The sequence below is a fragment of the Streptomyces sp. NPDC102462 genome (assembly GCF_044765425.1).
GTDB lineage: Bacteria > Actinomycetota > Actinomycetes > Streptomycetales > Streptomycetaceae > Streptomyces.
On sequence record NZ_JBIWKB010000028.1, the window covers coordinates 1 to 15,557 of the forward strand.

Below are 15,557 nucleotides of genomic sequence, written 5' to 3' on the forward strand. Positions count from 1 at the left end.
GCGGGCGGCGGCTTCGTCGTAGCAGGCTTCGAACCATGGGCTGGCGACGTTGAACACCAGGCGCCCGCCCCGGCCCAGGACGCGTGCGGCCTGCGGGACGGCCAGGTGCGGGGGCGCCCAGCTGAGCCCACCGAAGTCGCAGAACACCAGGTCGAAGCTGTCGGCGGCGAAGGGAAGCTGTTCGGCGGCGCCCTGCACCAGCGGATAGCGGGCCGCTCCCATCGCGCGGGCCGCTGCGGCGAGCTGGGCTTCGGACAGGTCGAGCCCGACCACGGTGGCGCCCTCGGCGGCGAGCGCCCTGGACCACTGGCCGGCGCCGCAGCCGAGTTCGAGGACGCGCTTGCCGGTGACATCGCCCAGGGCGTGCAGGTGCGCGTCGGGGATGGAGTACATGCCCCACAGCCGGGGTGCGGCGCCGATCTGCGGGTCGTGCTCGTGCTGGTAGGCGCTGCTGATCCGGTTCCAGAGCCGCCGGTTGGCGGGGATGCTGTCCACGTGCCGACTCCAGCACTGCCTGCCCGGGGCGGTCAACACAATTAGGGCACTGACCGACCCTCGCCTCGGTCCGGCCCTGGCTCGGCCCATGATCCGCCGGACGGGCCCTGCTGGGCCGGTACGCGGCGGCGGGCAACACCACGTATCACCGCTGAATGAGACGGTACCGGCGCACAAGGCCATGGCCGGGGACCGGGCCGAGGTCGTCTACCGCACCGACAAGCGGGGCCGATGCCGGGTGGTGCGCATGGTCTACGAGGTCGTCGCCTTCCAGGCCCTGCGCGACCAGCTCAAATGCAAGGAGATCTGGGCCGTCGGGGCCGACAGGTGACGCAACCCGGACGACGACCTGCCCCAGGACTTCGCCGAGCGGAAGCCCGGCGCGATCCGGCTGACCCCGGGCAGAGGCGCAGCCCGACCGGAAGGGTGCCGTGGTGGCCGCTCGGCAGCGCACTCCCCGGCGGGGTATCGGCGCCGGTCAGGAAAGGAATTCGCGGGCCAGGGCGATCATGGCGCGGGCCGCGGCGCCGGGACCGCGGTCGGCCGGTACGGCAAGTGACAGCGGCCAGCGCAGGTCCGCGTCCTCGACGGGTCAGGGTGACGACGCCGGGCGCGTCGGCCAGGAAGAAGCGGGGCAGCAGGGCCACGCCCAGTCCGTTGCGTACGTAGTCCACGCCGGTGCCGACATCGGTGATCTCCACGGCGACACGGCGGGGCACGGAGGCGACGGCGAACGCGCGGTCCACGACCGCCCGGTTGCCGTAGCCCACCGGGGAGTCGACGAAGTCCAGGCCGGCCAGTTCGGCGATCCGCACGCTCTCCCGCCGCGCCAGCGGATGGCCGGTGGGGACGACGAGGTCGAGCACCGAGGAGGCCAGGTCGATCAGGGTGAGGCCGGGGGGACGGGGGCCGGGCAGGGAGACGAAGGCGAGGTCCAGGCGCCGTTCCAGCAGGGCGTCGACCAGGCCCTGGGAGCCGGAGGGCCCGGCGGTGGTCTGGAGCAGTACGCCGGGGTGGCGCCGGTGGAACTCGCCGAGCAGCGCGGGGAGGTCGATGAGCCGGATCGAGGTCATCGTGCCCACCCTGAGTGTGCCGCGCAGTCCGCCGCGGACCTCGGCGACCGCGTCGGCGGCGTCGCGGGCGGCGTCCAGGGTGGCGCGGGCGCGCGGCAGCAGGGCGGCACCGGCGTCGGTGAGCAGCACCCGCTTGGAGTTGCGGTCCAGCAGGGGGGTGCCCAGTTCGCGTTCCAGGGCCTTGACGGTGGCGGAGACGGCGGACTGGACGATGTGCAGCCGGGCGGCGGCGCGGGTGAAGTTCTTCTCCTCGGCGACGGCGACGAAGTATTCGAGCTGGCGCAGTTCCATGGACCAACTATCTCCCAGCGAGATGGTCACTGTCACGAAGTTTCGTTGGACGCGATGATCCGAGACCGCGACACTGTTAAACGTTCATCTACTCCTTCGTCTCGGAGGTTCCCATGGCACCCACAGCGTCCGCCACGCACGCACCCGCCACCGCGGGCCGGCGCACGGCCATGCGGCACCGCACCGGCGCCCGGCACACCGTCGGCACCCGGCGGCACGGCGTCGGCTTCGTCCTCATCGCCTACGCCTTCCTGACGGCGATGGCCTTCTCCACCGTCCCCACCCCGCTGTACCCGCTCTACATGGCCCGCGACGGGTTCTCCACCTTCATGGTCACCGTCGTCTTCGCCGCCTACGCCGTCGGCGTGGTGGTCAGCCTGCTGCTGGCCGGCCACATCTCGGACTGGGTCGGCCGCAAGAAGGTCCTCGTACCGGCGATCTCGCTGGAACTGGTCGCCGCGGTCCTCTTCCTCACCGGCACCTCGCTGCCGGTGCTGCTGATCGCCCGGTTCATCACCGGCCTGGGCGTCGGCATGATCACCGCCACGGCCACGGCGCACCTCCAGGAACTGCACGCCGCACACCGGCCGGGCGCGTCGATGCACCGCTTCGAGCTGGTGTCGACCGGCGCGAACATCGGCGGCCTCGGCGTCGGGCCCCTCGTCGCCGGGTTCCTCGCCCAGTGGGTCGCCGTACCGCTGCGCACCCCGTACCTCGTCTTCGCCGCGCTGCTGGTGCTCGGCCTGGTCGCCGTCGCCCTGACCCCGGAGACGGTCGAGGAGCGGTTCGCCCGGCCCGCCTACCGCCCGCAGCGCATCAGCATCGACCACGGCGACCGGACCGGCTACCTCGCCGCCGCCGCGGGCGCGTTCGCCTCCTTCGCGGTCTTCGGCCTGTTCACCTCCGTCGCCCCGGGGTTCGTGGCCGGCGCCCTGCACCACCCCTCCCGCGCACTGGCCGGAGTGATCGTCTTCGTGGTGTTCGGCGGCGCCGCCACCGCGCAGGGCCTGACCGCCCGGCTGTCCACCCCGGCCAAGCGCCGGCTCGGGCTGCTGGCCCAGGCGGTCGGCGTGGTGACCCTGGTCACCGGCATGCACACCGCGAACCTGGCCGCCTTCCTCGTCGGCGGTGTGGTCGCCGGCATCGGGGCGGGCGTGCTCTTCAAGGCCGCCCTCGGCACCGTGGCCGCCCTCTCGGCGCCGGACAAGCGCGGCGAGGCCCTGGCCGGTCTGTTCCTGATCGCCTACCTCGGGCTGACCCTTCCGGCGATCGGCATCGGCGTGGCCACCCTCGGCTTCTCCGCCGTCACGGTCATGACCTGGTTCGCCGGCATCCTGCTCGTCCTGCTCACCGCCGTCGCCCTGCTGGCCCGCCGCCGCCCGGGCGCCCGCTGACCGGCCACTCGCCGACCGGCCACTCGCTGACCGGGTGCCCGCTCCGGCCTCGCCATGATCCTCGTGGCGAGGCCGGAGCCGCTTGCGCAGACCCCGGCCCCGGTGCGTGAAAACCCCGGCGCAGAAAGGCCGTTCCCGTATGCGCATGCCGTACGAGCGATGCCGGGCGTCGGGGCCGTCGCGGGACCGTACCGGGTGCTGCGGGAGGGGGCCGTCGAGGTCGTACGGGGTGGTGACCAGCGGAGAACGCCGGATGCGTTCGACCCCACGGACGGGCCGATCCGCGCCTGCGCGATACGGGCCTGTGGAGCGGACGGCCGGTGCCCCGGTTAGGCTGTGGGCCTCGCCGTCGCCCACGGAGGCCGGCGGCTTCGAGGAGACGGGGGCGGGCGGCCACAGCGGTGCGCGGTTCTCGACGGGTACCGGGAGGGCAGTTGAGCAACGAGGCGATGGGCGACGACGTCTACCAGCCGGACGGTTCCGAGGTGCAGGACGATGCCGGGCTGCTGGACGCCTCGGACACCCTGGACTACCGGGCCGGCGAGGACGCCCTCGATGAGGGCTACTCCCCTCCGGAGCGGCCGTGGGGCGTGCAGCACAGCGGCGTCACGGCGGCCGAGCGGCTGCACGGCGAGAGCCTGGACGAGCGCCTGGCCGAAGAGGTCCCGGACATCGCGGTCCCGCCCGGGGACGGGGTCGGGGACGCCTGGGACACGGACGGCGAACTCATCGACGCCGAGGTCGGCGACGAACGCGCAGGACGGCTCCTCGCGCCGGACGAGGGGACCCGGGAGAACACCCTGTCCGACCTGGTCGCCTCCGACGTGGGCCTGGACGGCGCCGGAGCGTCGGCCGAGGAGGCCGCCATGCATGTGGTCGGCGACCCGGACACCTACCCCGAAGGCTGACCCGCACACGGACGTACGCCGACGACCGGGCACCCGGGGCCGGGGACCGCGTGCCCGGCCCCGCGCCGAGGGCGCCGCTCGACGACGCCCGGGCGTCCAGACCGCCGCGGCCTTCTGAACCGGCTCACGGCGGCCAACCCTCCGAATACCGGCCGCCGCACACCGAACTGACGGACACGCCACGGGACACGCAGGCCGGTACGAAGACCTCATTGCCTCCCTCGCCTCAAGGGCTTCCGCACGGCGAACCGGCGCGCTCACAGCGCCTCACCCCTGCTGCGCGCGTTGACACGCTTCACACCCGCGCTGAGCCGCTCGGCAGGAGTGGCCGGGCGGACAAGGGCCGGCCGACCGTGTCCTGGTACTCCCCGACCTTGCGCTTCACCGAGTCGTAGACCAGTTCTCCGCGCTCAGGGACGGCTGTCTCTCAAGGTCACGCGGGCTTCCGAGCGCGTTGGCGAGGTCCCGCATCTCAGGCGTGAGCGTTCGCCGACGTTCGATCACGCGGCTGAAGATGTCGCGCGCGTAGCGCTGATTCGGCAGCCACTGCGGAGCGTCCGCGCGAATGCCCTGCAAGACCTCGACCGTCTTCGCGTAGTCGCGCGAGCGGGCATGCGCCTCCGCCACGTCGGAGGTCCTTCACCATTGGGCTCACCCGGCGCGCCGGCCACGGCCACGCGGAGGACGCTCAGTTGACGTGCTCCCTGGCCTAAAGTCCGGGGATTCCGGCCTGGGTCGTCTGACCCTTCCGGGGGCTTCCTGCTTCACCGCGCTGTGCGGGCACGTGTGCCCGTCTTACCGGCGCTCCACAGGCGTTTGGCGTCTCCGCCCGTCCGGCGGCGACGATACGGCGTCCTTCGAAGAGGACGTTGCGGGCTGCGTTGTGGTCGCGGTCGTGCACTGTGCCGCACGCGCCGCACGTCCACTGCCGGACGTGCAGGGGCTTGGGACCGTCCCGGAAACCGCAGGCGGAGCAGACCTGGGAGGACGGGAAGGCCCGGTCCACCTTGGCGAAGGTGCGGCCGTGCTTGATCGCCTTGTACTCCAGCATCCGGACGAACGCGGACCATCCCGCGTCATGCACGGACTTGGCGAGCCGGGTACGGCCGAGACCGGACACCGCGAGGTCTTCCACGTACACCGCTTGGCTGTCGCGAATGATCTGTGTGGATGCCTTGTGGTGCCAGTCCCGGCGCCGGTCGGCGACCTTGGCGTGCTGGAGTGCGACCTTGATGCAGGCCTTGGCCCGGTTCTTCGACCCCTTCTGCTTGCGGGACAGCTCCCGCTGAAGGCGCCTGAGCTTCTTCTCGGCCCGGCGCAGGAAGCGGGGGCTGTCGATCTTGCTGCCGTCGGACAGGACGGCGAAGGCGGACAGGCCGAGGTCGATCCCGGCTTCGGTCTCCGCCTCGGGGAGGATGTCAGGCTCGGTGTCCACGACGAAGCTGAGGAAGTACCGGCCGGAGCTGTCTTTGACGACGGTGAGAGAAGTCGGGGCTGCCGGAAGCCGGCGGGACCACGTGACCTTGAGGTTGCCGACCTTGGCCACGTACACCGTGCCGTCGTCCTGGATGCGGAAGGCGTTGGTGTTGAGGCGGATGGACTGCCGGGTGTCCTTCTTCGACTTGAACCGGGGAGGGCCCGCCCTGCGGCCCTGCCGCTTGCCCTTGAGACTGTCGAAGAAGTTCTTGTAGGCGGCATCCAGGTCCCGCAGGGACTGCTGCAGGACAACCGCCGACACGTCGGCGAGCCAGGCGCGTTCCTCGGTGCGCTTGGCCTGGGTGATACGCAGCCGGGACAGCTCGGCCGACGTCACGTACGGCAGCCCCGCCGCGTGTGCTTCCTTCCGGTCGCGCAGGCAGTCGTTCCACACCACCCGGGCGCACCCGAACGCACTCGCCAGCGCACGGCGCTGGGAGGCGTCCGGGTAGGCCCGGTAGTTGTAGCGGAGCTGCACACCAAGATCCTACTACGATTGGTCTCATGGATGGAGAGAATGACTACAGGCGTGGCAGACACGTTGTTTCAGCGATGCATGTGCACTTGGTCTTCGTGACGAAGTACCGGCGCGGGGTGTTCAACGACGAGATGCTCACGCGCTGCGAAGAGATCATGCGCAAGGTCTGCGAGGACTTCGAAGCGGAGCTGAAGGAGTTCAACGGCGAACGCGATCACGTCCACCTCCTGGTGCACTACCCGCCCAAGGTCGCCGTCTCGAAGCTGGTCAACAGCCTCAAGGGCGTTTCCGCCCGCCGGATACGGCTGGGGACACCACCCGGCCGAAGGCTGGGGGAGAGTTCACCGGCCGGATCAACCGCGCCATCATGCACCGGCACCTGTGGTCGCCCTCGTCTTTCTCCGCATCGTGCGGCGGAGCACCGTTGGCGATCGTCCGCCAATACATCGAGCAGCAAAACGTCCGCTCCAAAAGAGCACGTCAGAGCAATCTTGAGATGCATTCATCCCCGGCGTGAACGCCGGGCCTTTCTGCAAGGAACCCGGTAACGGCGGGATGCCCGGTCGCCCATCCGCGTACGGATGCGCTCGGCGACGGCGTCGAGCAGAGGCTCACGGACGTCGCGGTCGAGCCTCCGGTACAGCGACAACGAGCGAAGGTGATCGGCAAAGCCGTCCCCGCTGAACCACTGGACGGTCGGGTACCAGCGCACGATCGTCGGGCCGAACAGTCCTCCGGGGTCGTCGACCAGTCCCCAGCCCTCGTCGGTGGTGCGCACGTCGTCCTCCAGGGGAGGATGACCCCAATCGGGGTTCCCGGGGCAGAATCGCTCGTGGAGATCGGCGGTCTCGGCGTACACCTCCGGCTCTCCCTGTCGGCGGACAACGACGTTGCCGAGCAGCGCCATCCAGCCTCCGCGGCGGAGCACGTCGTGTGCTCGTCGCCAGCCGATCGACGGGTCGACCCAGTGCCACGACGACGCAGCCACGAGGACATCGAAGCGTCGACCGCGGTCGTCCCACTCCTCGAACGTCGACGTCTCGACTTCGACGTTGCCGAAGCCGGCGAGCCGCCGGCGAGCGAGTGCGGCCATGTCCACGCCCGGCTCGACGGCGGTCACTGAGCATCCCAGCGCTGCCAGCGAGCGCGTCGCCTGACCGGTACCGCAGCCCGCCTCCAGCACCGACGACCCTTCGTGCATGCCGGTGACGGTGACAAGGTCCGTGAACAACTCGTCGGGGTATCCCGGCCGGACCCGGTCGTAGAGCTCCGGCACCTCGTTGAACACCTGACCAAGGTCACGTCGGTTCGGGCGCATCTGGGGATCATCAGTCACAAGCGCACAAGCTATGAGTCTCGCCCACGGGTACGCCACTGGTTTGACGGTCGGCGCACGGCTCGGGGCGCTCTGGTCACTGTGTGTTCTGGTCGAGTGGGGCGACCCGGCCCTCCCCGCCGAGACCGTCGTCGAAGCGTGCCAGATCGCCGACCCGCACGGGCCGGCACTCGGCGAGCTGGGCCAAATCGACCTGGAAGGCGTCCAGTTGTCGGGCCCGATCTGTGCCGCCGACCGGGTCAGTTGGGTGTGGGGGTCGGTGGGGCGGTGAGGGTGGTGAGTCGGAGTTTGGTCTCGTCCTCGCTGCCGGGCGCGGCCGTCATGATGACGATCTTCAGTTCGCTGTCGAGGTCGGTCAGGACGTCGCAGTCCACCGTGACCGGGCCCACCGACGGATGGTCGATCGTCTTGTGGTCCTCGCGGTGCGCGGCCACCTCCCCGGTCGCCCACAGCTCGGCGAACCTCTGGTTGCCCGCGGTCAGATCGCGGATCAGTGCGGTCAGGCGGCGGTCCTGGGTGAAGCGGCCGGTGGCGCGGCGCAGGTCGGAGACGACGGCGGCGTCGGTGGCGTCGCGGTCCGCTTCGGTCACCGGCCACAGTGCGAGGCGGGCGGGGCCGGCGCCGACCGGGAACCTGTCGCGGGCGAAGTTGCGCAGCCGTGGTGGCGAGGCGGAGGGGTCGCCCAGCAGGGCGGCCCACCCACGGTTCCACCACACCAGTTGCCAGTCCGCCGCGAACACGGCGACCGCCACGTCCCCGAGGCGGGCGAGCACCCGCTGGACGCCGGGCGGCAGATGGTCGGGGACCGTGCCGTCCGCCGGCGGTACGAGCCGGGCCAGCCGGTACAGGTGGTCCCGCTCGGCCGTGGACAGTTGCAGGGCGCGCGCCAGGGACGCCACCACCGACGCCGAGGGTGTCGTGGCCCGCCCCTGTTCCAGGCGCACGATGTAGTCCACCGACACCCCGGCCAGGTCGGCCAGTTCTTCCCGCCGCAGCCCGGCCGCCCGGCGCCCGCGGGCCACCGGCAGCGCGGCGGCCGCCGGGGGCAGCCGGTCCCGCCATGTGCGGATCATCGCGCCCAGTCCGGTGCCGGGAGTCGTCGACATGATCTCCATCCTCCCGCATCCCCGGTCACACGTGCGGGCGCGAGGGTGGTACTGGTCTTCCTACCGTCACAGCTTCCCTGGTCCGCCTCCCCGGCCGGGACCAGTATCGAAGGCATGACGATCACCTTCATCACCGGAGCCAACAAGGGGCTCGGCCGCGAGACCGCCCGCCGTCTGATCGAGTGCGGCCACACCGTACTCGTCGGGGCACGCAACCGCGAGCAGGGCGAGGAGGCCGCCGTCGCCCTCGGCGCACGCTACGTCCCGATCGACGTGACCGACGACGCGTCCGTGGCCGCCGCGGCCGCGGACGTCGCCGAACACGAGGGCAGGATCGACGTCCTGATCAACAACGCCGGTGTGCACGGTCCCGCCGGCGATCCCAGCGGTCTCACCGCCGCGGACGCCCGCGCCGTCTTCGACACCAATGTCATCGGCGTCGTCCGCACCACCACCGCGTTCCTGCCGCTGCTGCGCCGCTCGGACGATCCCGTGATCGTCAATGTCAGCAGCGGCATGGGGTCCCTCGCCCTCACCCACGACCCCACCCGGCCCGAGTCACGTGTGATCGCGCCGTTGTACACCTCCTCGAAGGCGGCGCTGACGATGTTGACCACGCAGTACGCGAAGGGGCTCAAGGACATCCGCGTCAACGCTGCCGACCCCGGTTACACCGCGACCGACCTCAACGGTCACAGCGGCCCGCAGACCGTCACCGAGGGCACGGACGCGATCGTCGCCCTCGCCACCGAGAAGCCCGGCGCCGGCAGCGGACGCTTCGTCTCCCGCCATGGCGAGATCGCCTGGTCCTGAAACCGGTCATGCGACGCTCGGTCGATCTGATCAGTGTGCGTTCTGATCGGCTGCGGACACCCGGTTGTCCTCGGGGAGGCTGTCGTCGAATCGCGTCAGATCGTCGGCGCGCACGGGCCGGCGCTCGGCGAGCCGGGCCAACTGGGCTTGCAGGGCGTCGAGTTGCCGGTCCCCGATCTGCGCGGCCCAGCGGTCGCGCACCTCGTCGAAGAGCGCCCCGCCGAGGGTCATCATGTCGTGGCCACGCGGTGTCACCCGCACCCGTTTGCGGCGTGCGTCCTCCGGGTCGGTTTCCCGGACGACGTATCCGAGCTGCTGCAGCGCGGCGATCGTCTTCGCGGCGGCCTGTTTGGAGACCGACAGCCGGCGGCCCAGCTCCGAGGCGGTGTCCGCTCCCGCGTCAATGGTCCGCAGGGCGAACTCATGGACCGGGCGGACGCCTTCGTGGCCGCGGTTCGCCAGTTCGGCGATCACCTCGTCCGCCATCGAGTGGAAGCCGCCGAGCAGGAGCAGTGCCAGCTCGGCTCCTGGAGAGTGGGCCATGGGCGGATCATACGGGAGTGACGAGATGGACAACATGGTTGTCTAGTCGTAGGTTGGACAACCAGGTTGTCCAATGAGCGGAGAAGAGCCATGAACGTCAGTCCCGGCGGAGCCACCGTCCCCGGCGTCGACCACCACCGCGTCAGCGCGAACGGCACCGAGCTTCACTACGTCTCCGCGGGAACAGCCGGACCCCCCGTGCTGCTGGTGCACGGCTTCCCGGAGACCTGGTGGGTGTTCCACAAGCTGATCCCCCTGCTGAGCGTGCGGCACCGCGTGTTCGCCGTCGACCTCCGCGGCTTCGGCGACTCCGCCACCGCCGGGGCGGAGCACGACAGCGCGACCGCGGCGCGGGACCTGAGCGAACTCATCGCGCGCTGGGACCTGGGCCCCGTCCATCTGACGGGCCAGGACATCAGCGGCCCCACGACGTTCCGCGTGGCGGCCACCCACCCCGAACTCGTCCGAAGCTACGTGGCGATCGAGACGGGCCTGCCCGGATTCGGTCTCGAAACGCTCGCCGACGTGACCCATGGCGGGGCCTGGCACATCGGCGTCCTCGCCGCCCCCGGGATCCCGGAGATGCTTCTCACGGGACGGGAGCGCGCCTTCATCGCCGAGTACGCGCTGCCCTCCCTCAGCGCCGCCCCTGACGCGTTCACGGAGGACGACATCGACGAGTTCACCCGCTGCTACACGCGGCCGGACGCCTTCAGGGGCGCCTCCGGGCTCTACCGCTCGATGCTCACGGAAGGCGACGAGATCCACGAACTGGCGGCCCGGAAGCTCGGCATGCCAGTGCTCGCCGTCGGGGGCGGCTCAGGAGCGTTCACGTCCGCGACATTGCGACAGGTCGCCACGGACGTGACCGACGTGTCACTCGACGGCATCGGGCACTACGCGGCCATCGAGGCACCCGACCGCCTCGCGGACGCCCTCCTCGCCTTCTACGAGAAGATCGACAGCCCGCAATAGCGCTCCATGGCGACGCCTGCGGCCCGCTCAGCCGCAGCTGAGGCGGCCGGCGGCGGCCTTGGCCGTGAGGATCCGGTGCACGGAGGCGGACACCTTGGCGCGGAAGGCGGCGTCCGTCGTCATCCGGGACTGGATCGCCCGCGCCATCGCCGGCACGGTGGACGGCTGGACCGTGAGGATCATGTCACCGCCGGCGTTGAGGAAATCCACCGCCCGCTGGGCCGGGGTGTAGGAACGGACCGCGACGGCCCTGCCGAGGTCGTCGGAGATGACCACGCCCTGGAAACCGAACCGGCCGCGCAGCAGCGAACCGATGACCGTCGGGGAGAACACCGCCAGATGCCTCGCGTCGATCTTGGTGTACTTCGCCAGGGAGACCATCACGAACGGCGACCCGGCCTCGATCCCGCTGCGGAACGGCGTGAGGCTCGAACTGGAGGCGGTCGTCACCGAGTCGACGACGTTCGCCGTGGTGTCCGTGTTGCCGATCACCTGGCCGAGACCGGGGAAGTGCTTGACGGAGGTCATGACCCCGGCCTTGCGGAACCCGGCGGCGAAGGCGCCGCTGTGCGAGGTCACGGTGGCGGGCGTGTGGCCGTACTCGCGGTGGTAGCGGCCGATGGGGGCGTTGCGGGTGCCGAGGCTCGCGGGCACCACGTCGGCGACCGGGGCGAGATTCAGGTCGAGACCGGCCGCCTTGAGCTGCCGCGCCCATCCCGCGGCGCGGTCGCGCAGCGTCGTGGTGCTCCAGGTGCCCTGGGTGAGGGCGGCGGGCATGGCCGAGAAGCCGGGGCCGTTGAGCACCTGGACCTGGCCGCCTTCCTGGTCGGTCGACACGATCATCCCGACCCGTCGCCCGGCGACCGTGTCCGCCTGCCCGCGCACCCCGTCGACCACCTTCTTCGTGGCCACGGTCCCGGCGGTGCTGCGCCCGGTCAGCATGACGGACCCCACGTGGTAGGTGCGCAGGGTGCGCAGGTCCGTGGCGCTGGGGCGGGTGGCATCGACGCCGCCCATGAACAGTTGCCCCACGCGCTGCGCCTGGGTCATCGCCGTGTAGACCCGGTCGGCGCAGGTGGTGGCCGCCGAGATGGCCGGGGCGGCGGAGCCGGACGTGTGCCCTGCGCCCTCGGCCGCCGCCGACGTGGTGCACACGCTCGCGGCGAGCAGGGTGGTGACGAGCCCCACGCCGGTGCGCCGGGCGGTGGCACGGCCACCGGTGCGCTGTCGGACGGGTATGGCCATGGTGCGCTCCTGACTCATGGAGGGTGCTGACCGTGGTGGACCGGCGAGCCGTCGTCCGGCGGCGGACCGTACGCCGTGCGCGCGCCGCGGTCCCACACGCTACGCCGAACGGGTGCCGTGCGCGCGCTGTACGCGGCGCGGACGGCCCGAGGGCCCACCGGATGCGCCCGCCCTCCCGGGCCGATCACGGAGGCGTCCGACGCGTGGCCGGGGACGGGTGGGTGCGGAGCCGCGCAGGCGGCCGGCCCGGGAGTACGGTGCCGGAGTCGGCGGGGGCGCAGGTGGCCCCCCGGCCGCGCAGGCCGGTGCCCCGGCCCGTCGGGCGGCCTGCGGGCACCTCCGCGGTGGTCCGGCCCGGCCGCAGTGCGACGGCGGCGGGTGACAGGCCGCAGCAGCAGGCCCTGCCGGTAACGGTCCGGTCAGCCCAGCGATGCGCTCGCCGCCCGCAGCTCGTCCAGGGCTGCCAGGACGTGCCCGGCGAGTTCGTCCTTGGCGTCACGGTCGCCCTCGGACCATGCGGCGTACCCCCGTTTGAAGGCGAGGACGCCCAGCTCGCCCGCGAGCGCCGCGAGGGGATCGGGCACGCCGCGGGCGACGAGGGCGGTTGTCATCGCGGCAGCCAGGCTGACGCTCTTGAGCGCGTCGCGCTCCTGAAGTTCGGTACTGGCGGCGACGGCCGCCTTCAGGCGAGGGGCGAGCTCGCGGCTCACGGGGCCCATCGCGGTCGAGGCACGCTCAAGGCCGGCGGCGACCGCCTCCATCGGACCTGCGTCGCCGGGCGCCTCGGCGATCCCCTCGGCCAGCAGCCGGCCCAGCGTCTCCTGCCCGGCCACCAGCAGCTCGCGCTTGTCGGGGAAGTGCCGGAAGAAGGTGCTCTTGGTGACCCCGGCGCGCTCGGCGATCTGCGCGACCGTCGTGGCGTCGTACCCCTGCTCGGTGAACAGGTCGACGGCCGCCACGACGAGGCGTTCCCGTGCTCCTGGTTCCCATCGGCCCATGGCCGCCATCATAGGTGACGGGACTCTTGTCCCATCACTTGCGGGAGCCCTTCCCTGCGCTTCACCGTCTCGGGCACGCCCTGGGTGCCGTGCCGCGCCTCCACCGAGGCCGCCCTAATGCCCGACCGACAGGCCGGTCGGAGGCCGCGGTCGCGCGGTCACGGCGGTCATGGGCCTGGCCCGGCGCGGGATCCGCAGCACGGCCGCATCGGGGCACGGGCGGTTTCGCCGGCCTGCCGACCGGTGGCCGGTGAGCGGGCCGCCGTGAGCGCGACGGCGGTGGGCCCCCGCTACCCAGCCCTTGATCTGGAGTGGACTCCAAGTCCTAACGTCGAGCCGTTGCCGATCGGGCGACGGAAACGGAATGTGGGAGAACATGAGCGTTTGGTTTGTCACCGGTGCATCGCGTGGGCTCGGCGCGGAGATCACTCGCGAGGCGCTGGACCGAGGGCACAGTGTGATCGCCACGGCGAGAAACGTGTCGGCGGTGCTCCGGGCACACCCGGAACAGCCGGACGGGTTGCTGGCGGTGGAGGCGGACGTGACCGAACCGGCGCAGTTGACGGCCGCCGTGGAGGCCGGTCTTGCGAAGTTCGGCCGGATCGACATCGTGGTCAACAACGCCGGTTACGGCCTGGTGGGCGCGGTCGAGGAGGTGTCCGACAAGGCCGCCCGGGACCTGTTCGACGTCAACGTGTTCGGCGTGCTCAACACATTGCGGGCGACCCTGCCGACGCTGCGTGCCCAGCGCTCCGGACACGTCGTGAACATCGGCTCCGTGGGCGGCTTCGCCACCGCTCCTGCCGTGGGCCTGTACGGCGCGTCGAAGTTCGCCCTTGAGGGCATCTCCGAGGCGCTGCACGGCGAGTTGGCGCCGCTCGGCGTCCGCGTCACGATCGTGGAACCGGGCGGGTTTCGCACCGACTTCCTCAACGGCTCCAGCATCCGGGTCGAACCGGCCTCCATAGTGGACTACGGCGCCGGCGCGGGACCGGTGCGCGAGGCGCTGGCCGGGAACGACGGCCGCCAGCCGGGAGATCCGGCGAAGGCGGCCAAGGCCGTCGTGGACGTCACCGAGGTCGCCGAGCCCCCGCTGCGTCTGCAGTTGGGTGCGGACGCGGTCGAGCGCGTCGAGGCGAAGCTGGACCTGGTGCGACGTGAACTCGACACATGGCGACACGTAGCGCTCTCCACCGGCATCTGATTCCCCGGGCGACGGTACGCCGTCACCGCGGCCGGGGTTTTCCCGGGCCGGTTCGAAGTACCGGGCGACGACGGGGAGTCCGCGCGGGCATGCGGGCCCCCTGGCTCGCCGCGTACGTCGCGTGCGAGGAGCGGCGGGTAGTGTCGGTGGCCCGCTGCCGCACAGGGGCACACATGGCTCCGGGCGGGCCCCGCCCGCCGGTGCCGCCTCGTTCCCGCGGAAACGCCTCGTTCCCACCGGAAACACGGTGGAGTCCGCCGATCTCGCTGGTTAGGGTCGCGGGATGAGTACCCGTACTTTCCGGATCACCGTCCGCGGTGTCTTCGACAGCCTCAGCGCCGAACAGCGGAGCGAACTGCTGGCCCACGCCGCCGAGCACGACGTCCTGCGCGCGGCCTTCACGCCCGAGGGGCACCTCAGTTACGACCTGGCGGCGCGCTCCGCCTTCACCTTCCGGTTCCTGGATTCCGGGGAGGAAGAGGAGGACATCCTGGAGGCGTCCGAACGCGCCGAGGAGGCGGCGAAGGCGTGGCTGACCGAGCGCGGCTACGGCTACAAGAACCTGCGGTCCCAGGCCGAGGACCTGTCCCAGGCGCCGCTGGGCAAACGGCAGCGCCGCGCAGCAGCCCAGAAGAACGCCTGATCCTTCAGCCGCACCCTCAGCCGAAATCCTTGACCACTCAAGCACCTGTTAAGCTTGAGTGGTCAAGGAGGTGGCAATGAGTGATGCGCTGGACGCGTCGCTGCGTCTTGTGAGGGCCCAGACGGCCCTGGTGAAGCGGTTCGACGCGAGCCTGGGAGGACTGCACGGAGTGAGCCTGGCCGACTTCACGACGCTGCTGCGTCTGGGGCAGGCGCCCGGCGGCCGGATGCGCCGGGTGGATCTGGCCGATGCGCTGGGTCTGACGGCCTCAGGGGTGACCCGGGGGCTGGCGCCGCTGGAGCGGATCGGACTGGTGACCCGCGAGACGGACGCCCGTGACGGCCGGGTGGCGTACGCGGCACTGACCGACACCGGCCGCGCACGCCTGACGGACATGCTCGCCACGGCCGAGCAGATCGCCGCCGAGATCTTCGCCGCGCCGCTGTGGAGCAAGGAGGACATCGGCCGGCTGTCCGTCCTGCTGACCCGTCTCGGCGGCACCGGCCTGCCCGGGCACACCCCCGCCCCGTGACCCCGTAACTCCCGTACGTCTTGCGACGGATGCCGCATCCGCACCCT

Annotated in this window: 18 protein-coding genes and 1 pseudogene; 10 read left to right on the forward strand and 9 right to left on the reverse strand. The window is 71.4% G+C overall.

All coding sequences use genetic code 11. From position 1 onward, the window contains the following. The coding region (locus ACIRFL_RS23525; protein WP_404031574.1) for a class I SAM-dependent methyltransferase at positions 1–495 on the reverse strand (495 nt) is incomplete at its 3' end. Positions 496–676: 181 nt separating this feature from the next. Here ACIRFL_RS23525 and ACIRFL_RS23530 point away from each other — a divergent pair. Continuing rightward, the gene (locus ACIRFL_RS23530) at positions 677–826 is read left to right on the forward strand and encodes a hypothetical protein (RefSeq protein ID WP_404031576.1); all 150 of its coding nucleotides are present in this window, start codon (positions 677–679) and stop codon (positions 824–826) included. Here the strand turns inward: ACIRFL_RS23530 and ACIRFL_RS23535 are convergent. Further along, positions 786–1,895: a LysR family transcriptional regulator gene (locus ACIRFL_RS23535; RefSeq protein WP_404031579.1), complete on the reverse strand. Its 1,110-nt coding sequence runs from the start codon at positions 1,893–1,895 to the stop codon at positions 786–788. The genes ACIRFL_RS23530 and ACIRFL_RS23535 overlap by 41 nt on opposite strands. Positions 1,896–1,972: 77 nt before the next feature. Between ACIRFL_RS23535 and ACIRFL_RS23540 the strand changes: the two genes are divergently transcribed. Then, positions 1,973–3,253 carry an MFS transporter gene (locus tag ACIRFL_RS23540; RefSeq protein ID WP_404031582.1) on the forward strand — a complete coding sequence of 427 codons (1,281 nt, stop codon included), beginning with the start codon at positions 1,973–1,975 and terminating at the stop codon, positions 3,251–3,253. A gap of 449 nt (positions 3,254–3,702) precedes the next feature. Then, positions 3,703–4,161: a DUF5709 domain-containing protein gene (locus tag ACIRFL_RS23545; RefSeq protein WP_404031885.1), complete on the forward strand. Its 459-nt coding sequence runs from the start codon at positions 3,703–3,705 to the stop codon at positions 4,159–4,161. 381 nt (positions 4,162–4,542) lie between these two features. On the opposite strand, the gene ACIRFL_RS23550 is transcribed toward ACIRFL_RS23545, so the two are convergent. Together ACIRFL_RS23550 and ACIRFL_RS23555 are read right to left on the reverse strand one after the other, a co-directional pair. Beyond that, positions 4,543–4,788: a hypothetical protein gene (locus ACIRFL_RS23550; protein ID WP_404031585.1), complete on the reverse strand. Its 246-nt coding sequence runs from the start codon at positions 4,786–4,788 to the stop codon at positions 4,543–4,545. 82 nt (positions 4,789–4,870) lie between these two features. Continuing rightward, positions 4,871–6,115, reverse strand: coding sequence for an RNA-guided endonuclease InsQ/TnpB family protein (locus ACIRFL_RS23555; protein ID WP_404031587.1), 1,245 nt, complete (start codon positions 6,113–6,115; stop codon positions 4,871–4,873). A gap of 26 nt (positions 6,116–6,141) precedes the next feature. On the opposite strand from ACIRFL_RS23555, the pseudogene tnpA reads away from it, so the two are divergent. After that, positions 6,142–6,632, forward strand: a pseudogene (gene tnpA / locus ACIRFL_RS23560) (IS200/IS605 family transposase). On the opposite strand, the gene ACIRFL_RS23565 reads toward tnpA, so the two are convergent. Next, positions 6,618–7,403 (reverse strand): class I SAM-dependent methyltransferase, encoded by a 786-nt coding sequence (locus ACIRFL_RS23565; RefSeq protein WP_404031590.1) that lies wholly within the window; start codon positions 7,401–7,403, stop codon positions 6,618–6,620. The pseudogene tnpA and the gene ACIRFL_RS23565 sit on opposite strands and share 15 nt — an antisense overlap. Positions 7,404–7,494: 91 nt before the next feature. Here ACIRFL_RS23565 and ACIRFL_RS23570 point away from each other — a divergent pair, with 91 nt between their 5' ends. After that, on the forward strand, positions 7,495–7,722 hold the full coding sequence (locus ACIRFL_RS23570; RefSeq protein WP_404031593.1) for a hypothetical protein: 228 nt from the start codon (positions 7,495–7,497) through the stop codon (positions 7,720–7,722). Here the strand turns inward: ACIRFL_RS23570 and ACIRFL_RS23575 are convergent. Next, positions 7,691–8,557: a helix-turn-helix domain-containing protein gene (locus tag ACIRFL_RS23575; protein WP_404031595.1), complete on the reverse strand. Its 867-nt coding sequence runs from the start codon at positions 8,555–8,557 to the stop codon at positions 7,691–7,693. The genes ACIRFL_RS23570 and ACIRFL_RS23575 overlap by 32 nt on opposite strands. A gap of 114 nt (positions 8,558–8,671) precedes the next feature. Here ACIRFL_RS23575 and ACIRFL_RS23580 point away from each other — a divergent pair, with 114 nt between their 5' ends. Next, entirely contained in the window at positions 8,672–9,370 is a 699-nt protein-coding gene (locus ACIRFL_RS23580) for an SDR family NAD(P)-dependent oxidoreductase (RefSeq protein WP_404031597.1), read from the forward strand. A gap of 30 nt (positions 9,371–9,400) precedes the next feature. On the opposite strand, the gene ACIRFL_RS23585 is transcribed toward ACIRFL_RS23580, so the two are convergent. After that, complete coding sequence (locus tag ACIRFL_RS23585; RefSeq protein ID WP_404031600.1) at positions 9,401–9,913, reverse strand: MarR family winged helix-turn-helix transcriptional regulator; 513 nt, start codon at positions 9,911–9,913, stop codon at positions 9,401–9,403. 90 nt (positions 9,914–10,003) lie between these two features. Here ACIRFL_RS23585 and ACIRFL_RS23590 point away from each other — a divergent pair, with 90 nt between their 5' ends. Further along, the gene (locus ACIRFL_RS23590) at positions 10,004–10,888 is read left to right on the forward strand and encodes an alpha/beta fold hydrolase (protein ID WP_404031602.1); all 885 of its coding nucleotides are present in this window, start codon (positions 10,004–10,006) and stop codon (positions 10,886–10,888) included. 27 nt (positions 10,889–10,915) lie between these two features. Here the strand turns inward: ACIRFL_RS23590 and ACIRFL_RS23595 are convergent, their stop codons facing one another. Then, on the reverse strand, positions 10,916–12,133 hold the full coding sequence (locus ACIRFL_RS23595; protein WP_404031605.1) for a glycoside hydrolase family 3 N-terminal domain-containing protein: 1,218 nt from the start codon (positions 12,131–12,133) through the stop codon (positions 10,916–10,918). Between the two features lie 419 nt (positions 12,134–12,552). Next, on the reverse strand, positions 12,553–13,131 hold the full coding sequence (locus tag ACIRFL_RS23600) for a TetR/AcrR family transcriptional regulator (protein WP_404031609.1): 579 nt from the start codon (positions 13,129–13,131) through the stop codon (positions 12,553–12,555). A gap of 376 nt (positions 13,132–13,507) precedes the next feature. On the opposite strand from ACIRFL_RS23600, the gene ACIRFL_RS23605 reads away from it, so the two are divergent. The 3 genes from ACIRFL_RS23605 (at position 13,508) to ACIRFL_RS23615 (ending at position 15,510) form a co-directional block, all read left to right on the forward strand. After that, positions 13,508–14,335 carry an oxidoreductase gene (locus tag ACIRFL_RS23605; protein WP_404031612.1) on the forward strand — a complete coding sequence of 276 codons (828 nt, stop codon included), beginning with the start codon at positions 13,508–13,510 and terminating at the stop codon, positions 14,333–14,335. A gap of 283 nt (positions 14,336–14,618) precedes the next feature. Next, on the forward strand, positions 14,619–14,978 hold the full coding sequence (locus ACIRFL_RS23610; RefSeq protein ID WP_404031615.1) for a DUF6204 family protein: 360 nt from the start codon (positions 14,619–14,621) through the stop codon (positions 14,976–14,978). Positions 14,979–15,054: 76 nt separating this feature from the next. Continuing rightward, positions 15,055–15,510, forward strand: a complete 456-nt coding sequence (locus ACIRFL_RS23615) for a MarR family winged helix-turn-helix transcriptional regulator (protein ID WP_404031618.1) — start codon at positions 15,055–15,057, stop codon at positions 15,508–15,510. Positions 15,511–15,557 lie beyond the last annotated feature (47 nt).

Coding starts and splice junctions, on each gene's coding strand:
- ACIRFL_RS23610 (WP_404031615.1), top strand. CDS start 14,619: ATGAGTACCCGTACTTTCCGGATCACCGTCCGCGGTGTCTTCGACAGC.
- ACIRFL_RS23575 (WP_404031595.1), bottom strand. CDS start 8,557: ATGTCGACGACTCCCGGCACCGGACTGGGCGCGATGATCCGCACATGG.
- ACIRFL_RS23530 (WP_404031576.1), top strand. CDS start 677: ATGGCCGGGGACCGGGCCGAGGTCGTCTACCGCACCGACAAGCGGGGC.
- ACIRFL_RS23540 (WP_404031582.1), top strand. CDS start 1,973: ATGGCACCCACAGCGTCCGCCACGCACGCACCCGCCACCGCGGGCCGG.
- ACIRFL_RS23600 (WP_404031609.1), bottom strand. CDS start 13,131: ATGGGCCGATGGGAACCAGGAGCACGGGAACGCCTCGTCGTGGCGGCC.
- ACIRFL_RS23590 (WP_404031602.1), top strand. CDS start 10,004: ATGAACGTCAGTCCCGGCGGAGCCACCGTCCCCGGCGTCGACCACCAC.
- ACIRFL_RS23615 (WP_404031618.1), top strand. CDS start 15,055: ATGAGTGATGCGCTGGACGCGTCGCTGCGTCTTGTGAGGGCCCAGACG.
- ACIRFL_RS23545 (WP_404031885.1), top strand. CDS start 3,703: ATGGGCGACGACGTCTACCAGCCGGACGGTTCCGAGGTGCAGGACGAT.
- ACIRFL_RS23595 (WP_404031605.1), bottom strand. CDS start 12,133: ATGGCCATACCCGTCCGACAGCGCACCGGTGGCCGTGCCACCGCCCGG.
- ACIRFL_RS23585 (WP_404031600.1), bottom strand. CDS start 9,913: ATGGCCCACTCTCCAGGAGCCGAGCTGGCACTGCTCCTGCTCGGCGGC.
- ACIRFL_RS23580 (WP_404031597.1), top strand. CDS start 8,672: ATGACGATCACCTTCATCACCGGAGCCAACAAGGGGCTCGGCCGCGAG.
- ACIRFL_RS23605 (WP_404031612.1), top strand. CDS start 13,508: ATGAGCGTTTGGTTTGTCACCGGTGCATCGCGTGGGCTCGGCGCGGAG.